The following is a 17,788-nucleotide window of genomic DNA, read 5'->3' on the forward strand; positions in this document are numbered from 1 at the left end:
TCAATTTCATTTATTCAAATAATTGTTTATATTCACTGTATCCCTTAGCATCCAATTCGGCAACCGGAATAAATTTCAAAGCTGCTGAATTGATACAAAATCTGTGACCGCCGGCATCTTTGGGACCGTCCGGAAAGACGTGGCCAAGATGTGAACCGGACTCCTTACCTTGAACTTCTTCACGGATCATGCCATGAGACATATCCAAATGATTGTCAATGTGGGACTTATCAATCGGTTTCGTAAATGACGGCCATCCACAACCGGCATCATATTTATCAGTTGATGAAAATAGCGGTTCTCCGCTCACAACATCAACGTAAATGCCTTCCTGGTAAAAGTCATCATACTCACCACTAAACGGTGCCTCAGTACCCTTATTTTGCGTTACGGCATATTGTTCGGGCGTCAATCTGCTCTTAAGGTCTTCTTTGTTCATTATAGCCCTCCATCCTGAATAGATTGTGTACAATCTAACTGTTTTCATTATACGGGGCACTCTGATCAAAGTAAACAAAAACGGCCATCGCCAATCAAAGGCTCTACAATATCTGTTGTTGGTAATAGATTTTTATCTATTACTGATGACAGATTTTTTGTTTTTCATTAGAATAAAAAAGCGGACATTTCCTGTCCGTTCATCAAAACCAACAACCACGAAGATTTTAGAGAAAGAAGGAAATGCCCTATGTCAAATGATACTACGAAAATGTTGTTAGGAATAGATGATAAACACTTAAAAATTGAGAATGGCAAAATAGGTGATGATGGGGTGATCCGATTAAACGGGTCGCTGAACTATTCCCCCAAGGCTTGCCGCAACTGTGGGGTTATTAATGATCACCAGATCATTGGCTATGGTTGGCGAAGGACCACCATTAGATTCGCTAAAACATTGGGCAGCACGGTTATCCTATGCCTCAATCGGCGAAACTTTCACTGTAAGGCTTGTCATACCAACTTCCTGGCGCAGACGAGTGCAGTGCCGAAGCACTGCACGATTTCAAATACAACCCGGAAACAATGTTTAGAGAAGTTAACGGAACCAGTGAGCCTCAAACACATTGCCAATGAATTGTCCACTTCGGATTCATTCGTTGGTCGGCAGCTCTTACGGGCTGAACGGGACTTTAAAACCAACTGGCACTACTTACCCAAAGTTCTCCTCATGGACGAAGTTAAAAGCACTAAGAGTGCCACCGACGCGATGAGCTTTGAATTTATGGACGCCGAAACCCACGAATTAATTGACCTATTGCCCTTTAGAACCATCTATCAGCTTCAAAAGTATTTCCAGCATTATGACCAAGCCGCACGAGAAAATGTGAAAATTATCGTCACCGATATGAACTATACCTATCCCAAATTGGTTGGGCAGATCTTCCCGAACGCCATCGTTGTTATTGATCCTTTTCACTTAGTTAACGCTTTAAACCGGGCTTTTAACAAGACGCGAGTGCGTCTCATGAAAACCCTGGCCACTTCCTCGCGCCAGTATCACGCCTTGAAACGCTATTGGAAACTATTATTAACGCCGGCCAATCACCTTAACTACGAGGCTTTCCGCAAGTGGACAAACTTCCCTTATCCGGCAACTGCCACGGATGTGGTTGATGCTTTACTGGACATTGATCCCGAGCTCAAGCAAACTTACGACGTGATGAATTGGTTACGTGAAACCATCAAAAACCGCGACTGGCCCAACTATAATCAAGCCTTTCACCACCTGCAGGGGTGCTCGGAAGAGATGTTGGCAGCCCTCCAAACCTTGGCGGCTCATCATGATGAAATTGGCAACACTTTCACCCACCACTACACCAACGGGCCCTTAGAAGGTTCAAACAACAAGATTAAAGTCATTAAGCGCACTGGATTTGGTTACCGAAACTTCTTCAGATTCCGGCTAAGAGTGCTGTTCGCTTTTCGAGTTCATACAAAAAGAGCCCTAATCACCAAGTGATTAGAACTCCAATATTTTGTTCACCAACAACAGTTGACGAAGAACCCAATCAAAAAGATTGGCGATGGTCGCTTTAGTGAAGATCTGATTAGTTTAAAATATCGTTCAATGGAGGTACAACTTGCTTCTTACGTGAAACAACACCTGGTAATGACAATGTGCTGTCAGATAACTTGCTGTTAAATGCTTTTTCAACAGCTGATGCCGGTTCACCGACAACAATCATCTTGGAATCACTGTTCAAAACATTGGTAATCAAAACTAAGAATAAGTCGTAACCCTTATCAGCAGCTTCAGCTTTCATTGCTTTTTCGATGTCAGCTTTACGCTTGTCGATTTCGCTGAATTCAACAACGTTGATTTGATCGATACGAACACTCTTGCCACCCATAGTGAATGACTTGGCATCGCCATCAATTAATTCCTGATCGCTTTTGGCTGAAACGTTGGTTCCAGCTTTAAGCATCTCAATACCATACTTTTCATAATCGACGTTGGCGATTTTTGCCAAATTCTTAACGGCAGTTCTGTCTTCATCGGTGGTAGTTGGTGATTTGAGAAGTAATGTATCAGAAATGATTGCTGATAACATTAATCCGGCAAGTTTGGCTGGAATCTCAACCTTGTTTTCATTAAACATCTTAACGATGATTGTACTGCAGCAGCCAAGTGGTTCAGCACGGTAATACAATGGTTGATCAGTTTGGAAGTTTGAAATTCGGTGGTGATCAACAACATGGGTGATCGTCAAATCTTTGATGTCACTAACACTTTGTTGAAATTCGTTGTGATCAACCAACATAACTGAATCAACTTCGTTTTTAGCAGTTTTAATAACTCGTGGAGTTGGTTCGTCAAAATAATTAAGGACAAATGCGGTTTCTGAATTAGGTTCACCCAAAGCAACAGCCTCAGTATCATATCCCAATTTGTTTTGAAGGTATGAAAATGCTTTAGCAGCAACAATGGCGTCGGTATCAGGACTTTGATGTCCAAAAACTAATTCTTTACTCATCTAAATGATCTCCTTTTATTATTAATATTTTATTTCCCTAAACGGGTTAAATAATCTTCTTTTGCGAGAAAATCGTCGAACTTCTCTAGGAATCTTTCAATTCGTGGAATTTCATTCTTCCGGTTGCGGTAAACAAAATTCAAATCAAACTTCACTTTTGGATCCAATTCAGTGACCCAAATGTCGTCGTCAGTCAACTTCTTCAAGTCGATGTTCAACATATAAGATTTAGGTAACGCCGTATTGGTGTGAGAATTGATTGCAAACTTCAAAATTTGCTCAGGCATTGTGTATCGGGCAACGACCTTTGGCCAATCAACCATCTGATTTTTGAATGATTCATGTAAAGTTTGGTTCAGGTAATAATCTTGTGGATACATCACCCATGGTCGATCGTTAACATCCTTCAAGCGTACCCGCTTACGTTTAGCCAGGCTTGGATTGTGATGGATAAACAATAAATCATCGGAGATGATCTTTTTGGAACTATATGGTTTCCAGTTTTTGATAGACTCATCAGGCAGATACATAATCGCCAAATCAATCCGGTTGTTTTCAAGACTTTCCCAAATTTCTTTTCTCGTCAACATATGGAAGTTGATTTCCAAGTCGGGATTTTCTTTATATAATTCCAAGGCAAAATCTTCAAAAACTTTGGTTTCAATTGAAGCCAAAATGCCTAGGTTAATTTGACCGGTTGTTGAACTGGTTGCTTGCTGAATCTGATCGTTAGCGTCATTTAACAGGTCGTAAATTTGCCGGGTGGTCTTTAACATAATCACCCCTGCGTCAGTCAACCGTAATTTTTTGCCAACTGAGTAAAATAGTTCAGTTCCCATTGTCCGCTCAAGCTTCTTAATTTGTTGGGTCAGCGCTGGCTGAGTAATTCCTAAAATTTGAGCAGCTTGGGTATAGTTCATTGTTTCGGACAATTGGAGGAAATACGATAAAGTTTTTGATGCAAAAATATTTTCCTGAGTGGTTTTCATTCAGACTCTCCTTATCGGTCCCTTGCGACCTTCAATAATTAACAGGATACTGCTATTATGATAATTCTTATTACTAACACAATCAATTAATATGGTAAAAACTTAATCAATTGATAAGTCGGTAAATTTTGGTCGAATGGAAACCGGCGTGCCTTCACTGTCAACATCAATGACAAACGATCCATTGGAGTATCGGCCACCTAATGAGTAATCACTTGGTAAAATATCATGAACCCGGCGATGATCGGTACGCACTTCAAGTGGTTGATCGTCACTGGCAATCGTGCAGAAATCAACGATTCGATGTGGCTTGTTCTTGAGTTCACGGAGAATCATGACTCCCTTACGAGCTCGGGATGTCTTAGGAATTTCCTTGATGGCTAATTTCTTGAATGCACCGCGTTGAGTGACAATGGCAACAACGCCGTCATCTTTAACAAGCTGTAAATCGGTAACTTTATCTTCACCACGAAGTGCCATTGATTTAACGCCGGTTGTTCGGGCACCGTTCACAGGAACTTCGTCGATGTTGTAACGCAAGGCTAATCCGTGTTCGGAAATCAACAATAACTGATCAGTGGCTTGTGGAGTTGGCAGATAATGGATTGAAACAACTCTGTCGCCTTGGTCCTTAAGCTTTTCGTAAGTATAGGCATGCGACTTGTAGGTCCGGCCAGGCGTCATGTCGGCAAAGTTGGTCTGCTTAACATGTCCTTCATCCGTTGCAATCAGGAAGATTCCCTTTTCTTTGAGCGAACTGAAAGCATAGGTGCCGATAATTTCTTCATCGGAATCAAGACCAATTGTCTGAGAAATATGTTCACCAGTGTCTTTCCATTTAACATCAGCCAATTCATAGACTGGACGATAAATTAAGTTTCCTTTGTTGGTAAACATAAACAGATGATCACGGGCATTCAACTGTTCCATAAAGATTGGATAATCTTCGTCTTTCAAGCCGGTATCCGTTGTTGAAGCCTTGTATGAACGAATGCTACTACGTTTGATGTAACCGTCATGACTGACTAAAACGACAACGTCTTCATCCGGAACCAAAACATCGGTATTAATTTTAATGTCTGAAACTTTTTCTTGAATTTCAGTTCGCCGGGCACTGCGATAAGTCTTTGCCAGGGCACGTAATTCATTAGCTAATACACGATTAAGTTCTTTTGGACTATCAATAATCTTTTTGAACTTGGTAATCTCGTCTGAAAGATGCTGATGTTCTTTTTCAAGCTCGATGACATCGGTATTAGTTAAGCGATAAAGTTGTAAGGCAACAATTGCGTCGGATTGCTTTTCTGAAAAGTCGTACTCTTTGACTAAATTGTCGTGGGCGTCTTTTCGGTTCTTGCTGGCACGAATTGTTTTAATTACTTTATCAAGAATTGAGAGCGCCTTGATTAAGCCTTCGACAATGTGTTGACGGTCCTGAGCTTTTTTCAGGTTGTATTTGGTACGTTTCTTGATAACTTGTTGTTGGAATTCCAAGTAGGCAACCAGAATTTTCTTTAATGATAACCGTTCTGGACGCATATGAGAAATCGCAACCATATTGAAGTTATAGGATACCTGCAGATCGGTATTCTTGAATAAGTAGTTCAGAATTCCTTTGGAGTCGACGTCACGTTTTAATTCAATGACGATACTCAGTCCGTTACGGTCACTTTGGTCACGGACTTCAGAAATTCCATCAACTTTTTTGTTAAGACGGATTTCATCGATTCGTTTAACAAGTTGGGCCTTGTTAACTTCATAAGGAATCTCGGTAATGACAATCTGTGATTTATTACCCTTCAGTGGTTCGATGGATGTTTTCGAGCGGACAATGATTTTACCGTGTCCGGTTTCGTAAGCTTTCTTGATGCCATCAATTCCCTGAACAATTGCTCCGGTTGGAAAATCAGGGCCCTTCACAAACTGCATTAATTCATCCAAACTTGCGTCGGGATGCTTTTGCAGGTACAAAATGGCATCGATGACTTCGCCTAAATTATGCGGTGGAATATCGGTTGCATAACCGGCTGAGATACCGGTTGAACCGTTCACCAATAGGTTGGGGAATCTGGCTGGTAAAACAACTGGTTCGTACTCGGTATCATCAAAATTAAGCACCCAATCAACGGTGTCCTTATCAATATCCCGCATCATTTCACTGGAAATTTTGCTTAATCGAGCTTCGGTATAACGCATGGCAGCAGGTGGATCACCATCCATGGATCCATTGTTACCGTGCATTTCAATCAGTGGTTCGCGGACTTTCCAGTCCTGACTCATTCGAACCAGCGCTTCATAAATCGAGCTATCGCCATGGGGATGAAAATTACCCATGACATTTCCGACTGACTTGGCCGACTTTCGGAATGCTTTATCGTAAGTATTACCGTCTTTGTTCATCGCGTATAAGATTCGGCGTTGAACTGGTTTGAGGCCATCGCGGATATCCGGTAAAGCTCGTTCTTGAATGATTGATTTGGAATATCTGGCGAAACGTTCCCCCATGACATTTTCGAGGGTCAAACTTTCAATTTTACTCATTTCTCGCTGCCCCCCTATTCTTTAGTATTATCCAAAATACTGCCGTCTTCTTCCAGGTTGAACTTCACATTTTGTTCAATCCACTTTCTTCGGGGTTCAACTTTGTCCCCCATTAAGGTGGTTACCCGTTTTTCAGCAAGGGCAGCATCATCAATTCGAACCCGAATTAAAGTTCTGGTATCTGGATTCATTGTGGTTTCCCACAATTGATCGGCGTTCATTTCTCCCAGACCTTTAAATCGTTGGAGACTGTAACCTTTCCCAAATTCTTTGGAAACTTTGGCTAATTCTTCATTGGTCCAAGCATACTGAACCTTTAACTTCTTGCCGGCACCTTTTTGAAGTTTATAGAGTGGTGGCAGCGCAATAAACACCCGACCGTTATCAATCATTGGTCGCATGTATTTGTAGAAGAAAGTTAACAGAAGAATTTGAATATGGGCACCATCATCATCGGCATCGGTCATGATAATGATTTTGTCGTAATTGGCATCATCAATGTTAAAGTCAGCGCCAACACCGGCTCCAATGGTGTAGATCATGGTATTGATTTCTTCGTTTTTCATAATTTCAGGAAGCTTGGCCCGTTCAGTGTTCAAGACCTTGCCTCGAAGCGGTAATATGGCCTGGTAACGTCTGTCACGGCCCTGTTTAGCAGAACCGCCGGCAGAATCACCTTCGACCAGGAACAGTTCATTACGGCTGTAATCTTTGGATTGAGCGGGTGTTAATTTACCGGATAATAAACGTTCCTGTTTCTTATGGCGCTTGCCGCTTCGTGTTTGATCCCGAGCTTTTCTGGCAGCTTGACGGGCTTCACGGGCACGAAGACCTTTGTGAACCAGCGTCTGAGCAAACTCACCATTTTCCATCAAATAGTAGCCCAACTTCTCGCTGACAACACTGTCAACGATTGAACGGGCTTCGGGAGTTCCCAGTTTCTCTTTGGTTTGACCTTCAAATTGAAGAATTTCTTCTGGAATTCTCAATGACAGGACAACCGAAAGGCCTTCCCGAACATCGCTACCTTCGAGGTTTTTATCTTTGTCTTTAAGCATGCCGACTTTTCTGGCATAGTCATTGAAGGCTTTTGTCCAGGCGTTTCGTAACCCGGCTTCGTGAGTTCCACCATCTTTGGTCCGAACGTTGTTAACAAATGATAGCATGGTCTCTGAATAACCATCGTTATATTGGGCGGCAACTTCGACTTCAACACCGTCTTTTTTGCCGTCAAAAAACATGATGTCCCCAAGGGTATGCTTGTCTTCATTTAAGTATTGAACGAACTCTTTGATTCCTTCCTCATAGTGGAAGACTTCTTCCTGCTCCTGGCCGGTCCGTTCATCAGTCAGGGTAATTTTAGTTCCCTTGAGTAGAAAAGCAGATTCTCTGAGCCGTTCGGAAAGAATTGAGAAGTTATAAACTGTGGTTGTGAAAATCGTTGGATCCGCCTTGAAAGTTACGGTTGTTCCGCTATGGGCACGTGTTTTACCCAATTTTTTAAGGGTTCCAACCGGATGACCACCGTTTTTAAAATCTTCTTCATAACGGTAACCATCACGGACAATCACAACTTTCAGCCATGATGAAAGGGCGTTAACGACACTGGCACCAACACCATGCAGGCCTCCGGAAGTCTTATAACCACCTTGGCCAAACTTTCCACCAGCATGAAGCATCGTCAAAATAACCTCAGGTGTTGGTTTACCTGAAGCGTGCATGCCAACTGGCATTCCTCTTCCATGATCGACAACCGTAACACTGTTGTCTTTATGAATTGATACTTGGATCTCGTCCCCATAACCGGCCAAGACTTCATCAACGGCGTTATCAACTATTTCATAAACTAGATGATGCAAGCCGCGTGAGTCTGTGGAGCCGATGTACATTCCGGGACGCTTTCTAACTGCGTCGAGTCCCTCAAGAATTTGAATCGAGGAATCATCATATTTTTGCTTTTGCTTTACCATTCGTTATGACTCCTTTTTTTGCAATCTACTTCATAATAACCTAAATTTACGGTTATGGAAACGAAATTTTATTGGCTGAATGCAAATTACATGCTAAAATGAGAAACGCTATTATGTTTATTAATTGCGATTACTGAGAGGTTTAAGATGAATTCGAATATTGAACAAATTATAATGCTGTTAGTAACAGCTTATTTACTGGGCTCGATTCCAAGTGGTGTTTGGATCGGCAAAATCTTTTTTCACGTAGATATTCGCCGCCACGGTTCGGGAAACATCGGTACCACTAATACATATCGTGTTTTAGGTCCGATTGCCGGGACCATTGTCATGGCCCTGGACATCTCCAAAGGTGCTGTTGCAACGTTACTACCAACCTTTTTCCACATCACAATGATTAGTCCTTTGGTATTTGGCTTGATGGCAATTCTGGGGCATACCTTTTCCGTCTTTGATAAGTTCAAGGGTGGCAAGGCAGTTGCTACCAGTGCGGGGATGCTGTTGGCGTATAAGCCGGCTTTCTTCTTCCTGGCGGCTGGCATTTGGATTTTAGTCATTCTGTTAACCAGCATGGTCAGCTTGGCCAGTATGATCGGCTTTACATTAACCACCATCGCGATTTTCTTCACTCACGATGTATTCTTGAGTATTTTGGCAGCCGTTTTAACCGTGTTTATTTTTTATCGGCACCGGGCAAACATCAGTCGGATTAAAAACGGAACTGAAAGCATGGTACCATTTGGACTCGGAAATATGATACGGAAGAAAAAAGCCCAATAATTCTTGGAGTAACAATATAAAAATCAAAAACGAGCGATTCTTTTTGAAGGAGTCACTCGTTTTTGTTTTGCAATTTTTAAAAGAAACTGATTTGATATTTACCAGCAAATGCGTGTCGACCTTCCAACTTGTTGATCGCAAACTTATCGGTCAGCTTGCCGTTTGAGTCGACAGTGTCAGCCAGTCCCCACCAAGGTTCGATGCAGGCAAATGGTGCCTTCTTGGGATATGGTGACCAGATGCCAACATATGGCGCATTTTCGACGGTTAATGAAACCCCGTGGTCATTTTGGCTGTTGGCCAACATGACGGTCGTTTCCTTACCTTCGAGGCTGAGAACGATGGCGTCGCTGTTAAACAGGTCGTGGTTGAGTGGTAAAGGCTTTGTCAGATCAATTACCTTTGAATCCTCAGGATCACTGTAAGGCGGTTTTAGAGGAATTTGGGTATAGCGTTTCTTAGGGGCAACTCTCACAAATGAGTCTTCAAAGCTCCCCTCATTTTTAACCAATGGGATGTTAAAGCCTGGATGGGCACCAATTGAGAATAATAAGGTGTCTTCAGAAGGATTCATCACGTTTAGACTGACTTTAAGCTGATGATCCACAAGCTCATAAATGATGCGGAGCTCAAATTTAAATGGATATTTGGCCAGCGTTTCATCTGTTGGTCTTAGAACTAGGGAAACTTTCGTCGGTAATTGTGATTCAACCTTGAATTGGTTGTCCCGGGCAAAACCATGTTGGGTCATTTGGTATGTCTTTCCCTGATAGTCATACTGATTATCTTTTAAACGGCCGACAATTGGAAATAGAATTGGCGCGTGGCGTTTCCAAAAGCTCGGATCTGCCTGCCAAATATACTCCAGCCCAGATGTGTCCTTAACGCTGGTAAGTTCTGCTCCAAATTCATTAATTAAAACCGTGAGATACTGATTCTTCAATGTAATCATGAAATCTCTTCCTCCAACTATTAAAGAATGTAACGTGAAAGATCTTTGTTTTTAGCTAATTTACCGACTTTGTCATCGACATATTTTTCGGTAATGGTGATGTCTCCCATCTGCATATCAGGTCCTTCATAAAGGATATCTTCAAGCAGCTTTTCAAGGATCGTGTGCAAACGACGGGCACCAATATTATCCGTATTGTGGTTGACTTCGGTCGCAATTTCAGCAATTCGGTTAATTGCTTCAATCGTGAAAGTGACTTTAATGTTGTCAGTTCCAATTAAGGCAATGTATTGTTTGGTCAAAGAATTGGTTGGTTCGGTCAAAATTCTGACAAAATCGTCTTTGGTTAAATCCTTTAGCTCAACACGGATTGGGAACCGGCCTTGCAATTCGGGAATTAAATCAGAAGGCTTGTTTTCAGCAAAGGCTCCTGAGCCAATAAACAGCATATGATCCGTGTTTACTGAACCATATTTGGTATTAACCTGTGAACCTTCAACGATTGGCAAAATATCACGTTGAACCCCTTCACGAGAAACCTCACCACTGTTTTGTGACTTACCTGGCGCAATCTTGTCGATTTCATCAATGAAGATGATTCCGGTGTTTTCAGCCCGAACAATCGCATTATGGTACAGATCAGCCTTGTTAATCAGATTTTCTGACGCTTGACGGGTCAAAATTTCACGGGCTTCGCTAACCGGAACCGTTCGCTTGATCTTCTTTTTGGGCATTAAGCCGGCAAGGGTATCGTTTAAATCAATTCCCATCTGGTTGAGCATTGTACTTTGACCAGCTGGCTGTTGTGACGGATCGTCCATCTCAATTTCAACCTGATCATTTTCCAATAAACCGTCTTTTAACTTTTCAGCAGTTGACATCCGTTTTTCACGAATATCGTCGGTTACTTCTTCTTTGTCTGAATCGTCGGTTGTTGGTGCTTGACCTTTTTGCAGCTGGGTAAACATGTTCATCAAATTTTGCATGTCATTTTGACGATTTTCTTTTTTCTTGGCAGGTACTAATAATTTAACCAGTTCGTTGTTGGCTCTTTTTTCAGCTTCAACGTGGACCTGCTTGTACTGATCGGCTCTTTCGAGTTGAATGGCGTTTTCGACAAGGTCTCGAACCATTGACTCAACGTCGCCACCAACATAGCCGACTTCGGTAAACTTGGTTGCTTCGACTTTGACGAACGGTGCATTGACAATTTTTGCCAAGCGGCGGGCAATTTCAGTTTTACCAACTCCGGTCGGTCCGATCATCAATAAATTCTTTGGGGAAATTTCATCCTGCATATCTTTTGATAACTGCATTCTGCGGTATCGATTACGTAAAGCAACTGCTACCGCTTTTTTCGCTTCGTCTTGGCCGACAATGTACTGGTCCAAAACTTCAACGATTTCTCTTGGTGTTTGAGTTGACTCAGTCAATTTAAGTTCCTCCTATAATTCTTCAGAAATAACGTTTTGATTGGTGAAAATATCGATATTTCCGGCAATGTGAATGGCAGCTTCGGCAATTTCTCTGGCAGTCATGTCTTTGGCATGATGCTTCATTGCAGTTGCGGCAGCTAATGCAAAGTTGCCGCCGGAACCAATTGCCAAAATATCGTCGTCGGGTTCAATGACTTCTCCTTGACCGGAAACCAGGAGTAAATCTTTATCATTCATGACGATCAAAAGAGCTTCCAGCTTTTGCAGCTGTTGATCGCCACGCCATTCTTGAGCCAGTTCAACGGAAGATCGTTTAAGATCACCGTCAAATTGATTGAGTTTCTTTTCAAAACGTTCTTCAAGGTTGAATGCATCGGCAACACTTCCGGCAAATCCAACGACAACTTTGTCGTTATAGATTCGACGGACTTTGTGTGCGGTTCCCTTCATGATAACTTTTTCACCCATTGTGACCTGACCGTCTCCGGCCATGGCCAGATGGCCATTATGACGAACGGCAACGATGGTAGTTGCTTCAAATTTGATTGGCATAATATACCCCTTTTTTAGTTTGATTTTAATGAATCATTATTTCTGGGAAAGTACTTTTTATAATCATCCATTAAATGTGACTTGGTAACGTGTGTATAAATTTGGGTGGTGGACAGACTGCTGTGACCTAGTAACTCCTGAACCGACCGCATGTCAGCACCGTTATTGAGCATCTCTGTGGCAAAAGTATGTCGCAGCATGTGGGGATGAATCTTGGTGGTGAGACTGCTTTGTTTCACAATTTCATCCATGATATATTCAATGCCCCGTGCAGATAACCGGCGGCCGTAGTGATTGATAAACAAGAACTGGTGAGTTTGATGATACTGCTTCATGATGGGCTCTCTGGCGCCGCTCAGGTAGCTTTCAATTGCTTCTTGAGCATATCCCCCAAAGGGAACGTACCTTTGCTTGTTGCCCTTCCCAGTTACTAAAATCGTCCGATTGTCCAAATCAATATCATTCAGCCGAATGCCAGCACATTCACTAACCCGAATGCCAGTGGCGTACAAGATTTCCAGGATTGCTGAATTTCTCAATCCAAGCTGCGGGTTGGCGTTATGCTTGGCACCCTCAAAGAGCGCCCGCATTTCGTTTTGATAGAGGAAACGCGGCAATCGCCGGTTATTGGTTTTCAGATGAACATATTCAAACGGATTATTAGCGATCACTTCATTTTTAACTAAAAATGCGTAAAGCGACTTGAGTGCCGAAACCTTTTGAGCAATCGAATTCCTGGCATATTGCTTTTCATACAAATTGGTTAAAAATGATTCGACGTCAAATGAATCAACTTTTGTCAGTTCTTTTTTATCCGTGGGAACTTCATCAAGAAAATCACAAAATTCTGTGATTGCCTGCTGATAAGCTTGGACAGTATCATCGGAATAATTCCGGTCACTGCGCAAGTATTTTAAGAACCACTGAATATTTTTTTGATCTTTACTTAATTCAGTCATTACCCACCATCCTCAACGATGTAATCGCGTTCAAGTACTAATATATATCATAGCAAATAAACGATGATTGTGCCCGAATTACACCGAAATTAACGAAAACTAAATTCGATATGAGTCATCGAATTAACCGTCATTTTACATACTTCATCGTAATTTGGTAGTGATTGATCACATGCTTAAGTTGAATTTAACTTTTGATTAACTTGATTTAATAAAAATAGGCACAAAAAAACTGAATCGAAAATCGATTCAGTCGTTTTTGGATCTTTATGCACGTGAACGAAGTGAAGCTCGAATACGAGCAGCCTTACCTTGTAAGTCACGCAGGTAGTAAAGCTTAGCACGACGTACGTGTCCTTGTCTTACTACTTCGATTTTATCAACACGTGGTGAATGAAGTGGGAAAATTCGTTCAACACCAACACCATTACTTACTTTACGAACAGTGTAGGTAGCTTGAATTCCTGAACCCTTGCGTTTGATAACAACACCTTCGAACAACTGAATACGTTCTCTGGTACCTTCAACAACTTTAACGTAAACCTTAACAGTATCTCCGGCACGGAAATCTGGAATGTCTTTACGTAGTTGCTTTTCGTTGATCTTGTCAATCAATTGATTTTGTCGCATAAACAAATCTTCCTTTCACTAACATTCATTATCTTGTTTGACAGCGGAATGTTGTTTTGCGGCTTGCGCCAAAAATTAGTGTACCACAATCCTTACTTGTCTGTAAAGGAGTTTTTCTTGTCAGCGTCACGCTTGGCTTGTTTTTCCTCTTCCTCAATTCGAACATCGGCAAACAACTTCTTTTGCGTGCTGGTCAAATTTCGGTGATCAATCAAATCCGGGCGACGAAGATAGGTGCGGCGTAATGCTTCTTTTTGATTCCAAAGGGCAATTTTTTTGTGATCACCATTCATCAATACTTCGGGTACTTTCATACCACGAAACTCGGCTGGCCTTGTATATTGGGGTTCTTCCAGAAGTCCTGTCGAGAATGATTCCTCAACGCTTGATTGGTTGTTGCCCAATACCCCCGGAATGAGACGGGTAATCGCATCAATCATGACCATAGCTGGTAATTCCCCACCAGTTAAAATGAAGTCTCCCAGCGAGTATTCATCGGTCACAATCGAACGAATTCGTTCATCGTAACCCTCATAATGACCACAGATGAAAGTGAGATGTTCATCGTGTGAGAGCATTTCAGCATCGTGTTGCTTGAACTGCTTTCCAGCTGGATCCATCAAAATAACTTTTCCCTGTGGGTATCCGGTTGATTCAGCGACTTGTTTGGTATGGTCGTAGGCATCGAGAATGGGTTGCGCCTGAAGCAGCATTCCTGCCCCACCGCCAAACGGATAATCGTCAACATGACGGTGTTTATCCTTCGTGAATTCTCTGAAATTGGTGACATCCAAGTCAATGATGTGTTTCTCAATTGCTTTGCCAATAATTGAATCGTGCATTGGAACGGCAAACATTTCCGGAAATAGACTTAATACGTCAATTCTCATTCGTCTAATCCCTCCGGAACATCGGCAGTGATTTGGCCGTTATCAAGGTCAACCTTGGTAATGACTGAATCAATTTTTGGCAGAAGCAAATCCTTTTGACCATCACGCTCGACAACCCAGACATCGTTTGCACCAGGAGACAGAATCTCTTTCACCTGGCCAATCTGGTTGCCTTGCGGGTCAACAACCGTTAAGCCAATGATTTGGTGGTAATAATATTCACCAGGCTTAAGGTCGTCACTAGATAGGCTTTCTTCATCAATTTTGAGTTCGGATGGTTTTAAATACTCAACATCATTAATTGAAGGATGGTCCTTAAAGTGAAGCAGAATAAAGCCCTTATGCTTTCGAACACCATCAATTGTCAAACTGACCAAATCTTTTTTATTTGGCAGCTTGGCAAAAACAGTGTGACCAATTTTAAAACGTTTGTCGGGAAAGTCAGTAATCGAAATGACTCTGACTTCGCCCTTCAAGCCTTGGGTATTGACAATTTTGCCAACGTTATAATAGTTCATTAAATATTTCCTCCAGCTTTAATTCAATCCAAATTTGAATAAGAAAAAAGCTCTTAAGCAAAACAAACGTTTCGCTTAAGAACCCTATTGTTTCCCATCGTCAACGATCAAACGAGCTTTCTTTTGACCTTCAACCGGAACACTATACACAATTGTTCTGATTGTTTGGATCACGTGGCCATGCTTTCCAATGATTCTGCCAATATCTTCTTCGTTTAACCTCAGATGATATTCCATAAATCGATCGGATTCATTATGCGAAATCTCAATATCTTTAGGATAATCTACCAACGGTGAGATAATTTTCTTAATTAGACCATCAATACTTGTCATGATGATAATCACTCACTTACTTTTTTGAGTATTTAGCTTCGTGATATTTCTTCATAATGCCGGCATCTGATAAGATGTTACGAACAGTATCAGATGGTTGTGCACCATTGTTTAACCAGTTCATGATTGATTCTTCTTCAAGAGTAATCTTGGCTGGTTGAGCTAATGGGCTGTAAGTACCAACGTTTTCGATGAAACGGCCATCACGAGGACTACGTGAATCGGCTACAACGATACGGTAATATGGACGCTTTTTTGAACCCATGCGCTTTAAACGAATCTTAACTGACATGCTTTTACCTCCTGTAATGTTTTAACGATTAATAATATACCAGTAATTTGAAAGCTTGTAAAGGTTTTTTTCTTTACACCATCAAAATGGCTTGTTTATTGGGTATGTTGGAACCAGATAATCTCAAAATTGAGGTGTCAACAAGAATAACTTGTCGCTATTTACGACGCTTCTTGTTTTTCTTCATCCGGCGTTTCTTGTTCTTCTTCATCTTGCGGCTGAACTGCTTCATAGCAAGTTTGGACATTTTGCCGCCCATTCCGGTGCTGTTCATCATGTTTTCCATTCCGGACATGTTTCCTTTGGAAACTTTGTTCATCATGGTCTTCATTTGGGTAAACTGCTTAATCATCCGGTTGACTTCTTGGACTGGTCGACCAGACCCGCGGGCAATTCGACGACGTCTGGATGGATTCAAAACATCCGGATCTGTTCGTTCCTGTTCGGTCATTGAGTAAACAATGGCTTTCAGGTGATCCATGTCTTTAGGGTTCATATTGACGTTCTTAAGTTGTGGATTATTGGCCATTCCAGGAATCATTTTCATGATTTCATCTAAAGGACCCATTTTTTGAATTTGATTCAACTGGTCAACAAAATCATTGAAATCAAAGGTATTTTCTTTGATTTTTTCTGTTAATTCCTGAGCCTGTTTTTCGTCATATTCTTTTTGAGTCTTTTCGATAAGCGATAGCATATCACCCATTCCAAGGATTCGAGATGCCATTCGATCTGGATAGAAGACATCCAAATCAGACATTTTTTCACCTTGACCAACAAATTTGATTGGTTTGTGGGTAACGGCTCGAATTGACAAGGCAGCACCACCACGGGTGTCACCATCCAATTTGGTAAGAACAACACCTGTGACGTCTAATGTTTTATTAAAGCCTTCAGCCGTTGCAACGGCGTTTTGACCAGTCATTGCATCGATAACCAACAGGATTTCATTAGGTTGAACAGCATCTTTGATGTTGCTTAACTCACCCATCAGCTTTTCGTCAATCTGGAGTCGACCGGCGGTATCGATGATCACATAATCATTATGATCTTCTTTGGCCTTTTCAACTCCCCGTTTGGCGATTTCAACGGGATCAACATCGGTTCCCAATTGAAAAACGGGGACATCAATCTGTTGACCAACGGTTTGTAATTGGTCAATCGCAGCAGGACGGTAAACATCATCGGCAATTAATAACGGTCGGGCATTTTGCTCTGACTTCAGCTTTAAAGCCAATTTTCCTGCCGTGGTGGTTTTACCGGCACCTTGAAGACCAGACATCATGATGATGGTTGGAATCTTCTCGGATTTGTTGAGGGGAACGGCTTCTTCCCCCATGGTTTTGGTTAATTCTTCATCAACAATTTTAACAATTTGTTGAGACGGATTTAAGCCTTCAAGTACTTTGGCGCCATTTGCCCGTTCTTCAACGGTTTTAACAAATTCACGGACGACTTGGAAGTTAACATCGGCTTCCAGTAAAGCAAACCTGATTTCGCGCATTGTTGCACGAAGGTCTGACTGAGAGACCTTTCCTTTACCCCGTAAAGTTTTCATGGCGTTTTGCAAACGTTCGGTTAATCCTTCAAAAGCCAATTAATTCACCCCTTATTGTTCTTCGGTTGTTTCCAAATTTTTGATCATTGAATTTAATTTTTCATCGTGTGGATATTTTTTGCCGACATATGTCTGAATTTGATCCAGTTTATTGTTGCGGTCGATAAAACTATGGTATAAGTTCAGCTTATCTTCATATTGCTGCAGAATTTTTTCGGACCGTCGGATATTATCGTAAACCGCTTGTCGACTGACACTATACTCACCCGCAATTTCACCAAGTGAATAATCGTCGGCATAATACAGTTCAATGTAATTTGCCTGCTTCTTGGTTAGTAACGGCTCGTAAAATTCAAACAGAGAATTAATATAGTTGTTTTTTTCCAGTTCCATACTGAAACTCCTTTGTAGAC

18 protein-coding genes are annotated in these 17,788 nt (G+C 41.6%); 2 read left to right on the forward strand and 16 right to left on the reverse strand.

The genetic code is table 11. From position 1 onward, the window contains the following. Nucleotides 1-10: 10 nt before the first annotated feature. A complete protein-coding gene (msrB, locus tag DNL43_RS09895; RefSeq protein ID WP_057962334.1) occupies nucleotides 11-439 on the reverse strand; it encodes a peptide-methionine (R)-S-oxide reductase MsrB in 429 nt (142 codons plus the stop codon). 249 nt (nucleotides 440-688) lie between these two features. Between msrB and DNL43_RS09900 the strand changes: the two genes are divergently transcribed. Continuing rightward, entirely contained in the window at nucleotides 689-1,960 is a 1,272-nt protein-coding gene (locus tag DNL43_RS09900; RefSeq protein ID WP_054769919.1) for an ISL3 family transposase, read from the forward strand. Nucleotides 1,961-2,048: 88 nt separating this feature from the next. On the opposite strand, the gene DNL43_RS09905 is transcribed toward DNL43_RS09900, so the two are convergent. The 4 genes from DNL43_RS09905 to parE form a co-directional block, all read right to left on the reverse strand. Continuing rightward, nucleotides 2,049-2,975: a manganese-dependent inorganic pyrophosphatase gene (locus DNL43_RS09905; protein ID WP_057962776.1), complete on the reverse strand. Its 927-nt coding sequence runs from the start codon at nucleotides 2,973-2,975 to the stop codon at nucleotides 2,049-2,051. A 29-nt stretch (nucleotides 2,976-3,004) separates the two neighbouring features. Continuing rightward, entirely contained in the window at nucleotides 3,005-3,964 is a 960-nt protein-coding gene (locus tag DNL43_RS09910; protein WP_057962777.1) for a LysR family transcriptional regulator, read from the reverse strand. A gap of 102 nt (nucleotides 3,965-4,066) precedes the next feature. Further along, nucleotides 4,067-6,505, reverse strand: coding sequence for a DNA topoisomerase IV subunit A (gene parC / locus DNL43_RS09915; protein WP_057962778.1), 2,439 nt, complete (start codon nucleotides 6,503-6,505; stop codon nucleotides 4,067-4,069). Between the two features lie 14 nt (nucleotides 6,506-6,519). Then, the gene (gene parE, locus DNL43_RS09920) at nucleotides 6,520-8,475 is read right to left on the reverse strand and encodes a DNA topoisomerase IV subunit B (RefSeq protein WP_057962779.1); all 1,956 of its coding nucleotides are present in this window, start codon (nucleotides 8,473-8,475) and stop codon (nucleotides 6,520-6,522) included. 147 nt (nucleotides 8,476-8,622) lie between these two features. On the opposite strand from parE, the gene plsY reads away from it, so the two are divergent. Next, nucleotides 8,623-9,255: a glycerol-3-phosphate 1-O-acyltransferase PlsY gene (gene plsY / locus DNL43_RS09925; protein ID WP_057962780.1), complete on the forward strand. Its 633-nt coding sequence runs from the start codon at nucleotides 8,623-8,625 to the stop codon at nucleotides 9,253-9,255. 76 nt (nucleotides 9,256-9,331) lie between these two features. Here the strand turns inward: plsY and DNL43_RS09930 are convergent, their stop codons facing one another. The 11 genes from DNL43_RS09930 to DNL43_RS09980 all read right to left on the reverse strand — a co-directional run bounded on the left by DNL43_RS09930 (nucleotide 9,332) and on the right by DNL43_RS09980 (nucleotide 17,768). Then, nucleotides 9,332-10,207, reverse strand: a complete 876-nt coding sequence (locus DNL43_RS09930) for an aldose 1-epimerase family protein (protein ID WP_054769493.1) — start codon at nucleotides 10,205-10,207, stop codon at nucleotides 9,332-9,334. A 20-nt stretch (nucleotides 10,208-10,227) separates the two neighbouring features. Beyond that, nucleotides 10,228-11,640: an ATP-dependent protease ATPase subunit HslU gene (gene hslU / locus DNL43_RS09935; protein WP_057962781.1), complete on the reverse strand. Its 1,413-nt coding sequence runs from the start codon at nucleotides 11,638-11,640 to the stop codon at nucleotides 10,228-10,230. A 12-nt stretch (nucleotides 11,641-11,652) separates the two neighbouring features. Continuing rightward, nucleotides 11,653-12,195 (reverse strand): ATP-dependent protease subunit HslV, encoded by a 543-nt coding sequence (hslV, locus tag DNL43_RS09940; protein WP_057962782.1) that lies wholly within the window; start codon nucleotides 12,193-12,195, stop codon nucleotides 11,653-11,655. 14 nt (nucleotides 12,196-12,209) lie between these two features. Then, nucleotides 12,210-13,154: a tyrosine recombinase XerC gene (gene xerC, locus DNL43_RS09945; RefSeq protein ID WP_057962783.1), complete on the reverse strand. Its 945-nt coding sequence runs from the start codon at nucleotides 13,152-13,154 to the stop codon at nucleotides 12,210-12,212. A gap of 267 nt (nucleotides 13,155-13,421) precedes the next feature. Next, nucleotides 13,422-13,784 carry a 50S ribosomal protein L19 gene (rplS, locus tag DNL43_RS09950; protein WP_054769495.1) on the reverse strand — a complete coding sequence of 121 codons (363 nt, stop codon included), beginning with the start codon at nucleotides 13,782-13,784 and terminating at the stop codon, nucleotides 13,422-13,424. 92 nt (nucleotides 13,785-13,876) lie between these two features. Beyond that, nucleotides 13,877-14,674, reverse strand: coding sequence for a tRNA (guanosine(37)-N1)-methyltransferase TrmD (gene trmD, locus DNL43_RS09955; protein WP_057962784.1), 798 nt, complete (start codon nucleotides 14,672-14,674; stop codon nucleotides 13,877-13,879). Further along, a complete protein-coding gene (rimM, locus tag DNL43_RS09960) occupies nucleotides 14,671-15,192 on the reverse strand; it encodes a ribosome maturation factor RimM (protein WP_057962785.1) in 522 nt (173 codons plus the stop codon). The genes trmD and rimM overlap by 4 nt, the downstream gene beginning before the upstream one ends. 84 nt (nucleotides 15,193-15,276) lie before the next feature. After that, nucleotides 15,277-15,525, reverse strand: a complete 249-nt coding sequence (locus DNL43_RS09965; RefSeq protein WP_054769499.1) for a KH domain-containing protein — start codon at nucleotides 15,523-15,525, stop codon at nucleotides 15,277-15,279. 16 nt (nucleotides 15,526-15,541) lie between these two features. After that, on the reverse strand, nucleotides 15,542-15,817 hold the full coding sequence (gene rpsP, locus DNL43_RS09970) for a 30S ribosomal protein S16 (RefSeq protein WP_054769496.1): 276 nt from the start codon (nucleotides 15,815-15,817) through the stop codon (nucleotides 15,542-15,544). A gap of 157 nt (nucleotides 15,818-15,974) precedes the next feature. Continuing rightward, nucleotides 15,975-17,414 (reverse strand): signal recognition particle protein, encoded by a 1,440-nt coding sequence (gene ffh / locus DNL43_RS09975; RefSeq protein WP_156645069.1) that lies wholly within the window; start codon nucleotides 17,412-17,414, stop codon nucleotides 15,975-15,977. 12 nt (nucleotides 17,415-17,426) lie between these two features. After that, nucleotides 17,427-17,768, reverse strand: coding sequence for a putative DNA-binding protein (locus tag DNL43_RS09980; protein WP_057962787.1), 342 nt, complete (start codon nucleotides 17,766-17,768; stop codon nucleotides 17,427-17,429). Nucleotides 17,769-17,788: the final 20 nt, after the last annotated feature.

The sequence above is a fragment of the Lentilactobacillus kefiri genome, assembly GCF_009739535.1.
Lineage (GTDB): Bacteria > Bacillota > Bacilli > Lactobacillales > Lactobacillaceae > Lentilactobacillus > Lentilactobacillus kefiri.

What these genes read in the sequence shown, in the direction of transcription:
- msrB (WP_057962334.1), bottom strand. Translation starts at nt 439, where the DNA reads ATGAACAAAGAAGACCTTAAGAGCAGATTGACGCCCGAACAATATGCC.
- DNL43_RS09900 (WP_054769919.1), top strand. Translation starts at nt 689, where the DNA reads ATGTCAAATGATACTACGAAAATGTTGTTAGGAATAGATGATAAACAC.
- DNL43_RS09905 (WP_057962776.1), bottom strand. Translation starts at nt 2,975, where the DNA reads ATGAGTAAAGAATTAGTTTTTGGACATCAAAGTCCTGATACCGACGCC.
- DNL43_RS09910 (WP_057962777.1), bottom strand. Translation starts at nt 3,964, where the DNA reads ATGAAAACCACTCAGGAAAATATTTTTGCATCAAAAACTTTATCGTAT.
- parC (WP_057962778.1), bottom strand. Translation starts at nt 6,505, where the DNA reads ATGAGTAAAATTGAAAGTTTGACCCTCGAAAATGTCATGGGGGAACGT.
- parE (WP_057962779.1), bottom strand. Translation starts at nt 8,475, where the DNA reads ATGGTAAAGCAAAAGCAAAAATATGATGATTCCTCGATTCAAATTCTT.
- plsY (WP_057962780.1), top strand. Translation starts at nt 8,623, where the DNA reads ATGAATTCGAATATTGAACAAATTATAATGCTGTTAGTAACAGCTTAT.
- DNL43_RS09930 (WP_054769493.1), bottom strand. Translation starts at nt 10,207, where the DNA reads ATGATTACATTGAAGAATCAGTATCTCACGGTTTTAATTAATGAATTT.
- hslV (WP_057962782.1), bottom strand. Translation starts at nt 12,195, where the DNA reads ATGCCAATCAAATTTGAAGCAACTACCATCGTTGCCGTTCGTCATAAT.
- xerC (WP_057962783.1), bottom strand. Translation starts at nt 13,154, where the DNA reads ATGACTGAATTAAGTAAAGATCAAAAAAATATTCAGTGGTTCTTAAAA.
- rplS (WP_054769495.1), bottom strand. Translation starts at nt 13,784, where the DNA reads ATGCGACAAAATCAATTGATTGACAAGATCAACGAAAAGCAACTACGT.
- trmD (WP_057962784.1), bottom strand. Translation starts at nt 14,674, where the DNA reads ATGAGAATTGACGTATTAAGTCTATTTCCGGAAATGTTTGCCGTTCCA.
- rimM (WP_057962785.1), bottom strand. Translation starts at nt 15,192, where the DNA reads ATGAACTATTATAACGTTGGCAAAATTGTCAATACCCAAGGCTTGAAG.
- DNL43_RS09965 (WP_054769499.1), bottom strand. Translation starts at nt 15,525, where the DNA reads ATGACAAGTATTGATGGTCTAATTAAGAAAATTATCTCACCGTTGGTA.
- rpsP (WP_054769496.1), bottom strand. Translation starts at nt 15,817, where the DNA reads ATGTCAGTTAAGATTCGTTTAAAGCGCATGGGTTCAAAAAAGCGTCCA.
- DNL43_RS09980 (WP_057962787.1), bottom strand. Translation starts at nt 17,768, where the DNA reads ATGGAACTGGAAAAAAACAACTATATTAATTCTCTGTTTGAATTTTAC.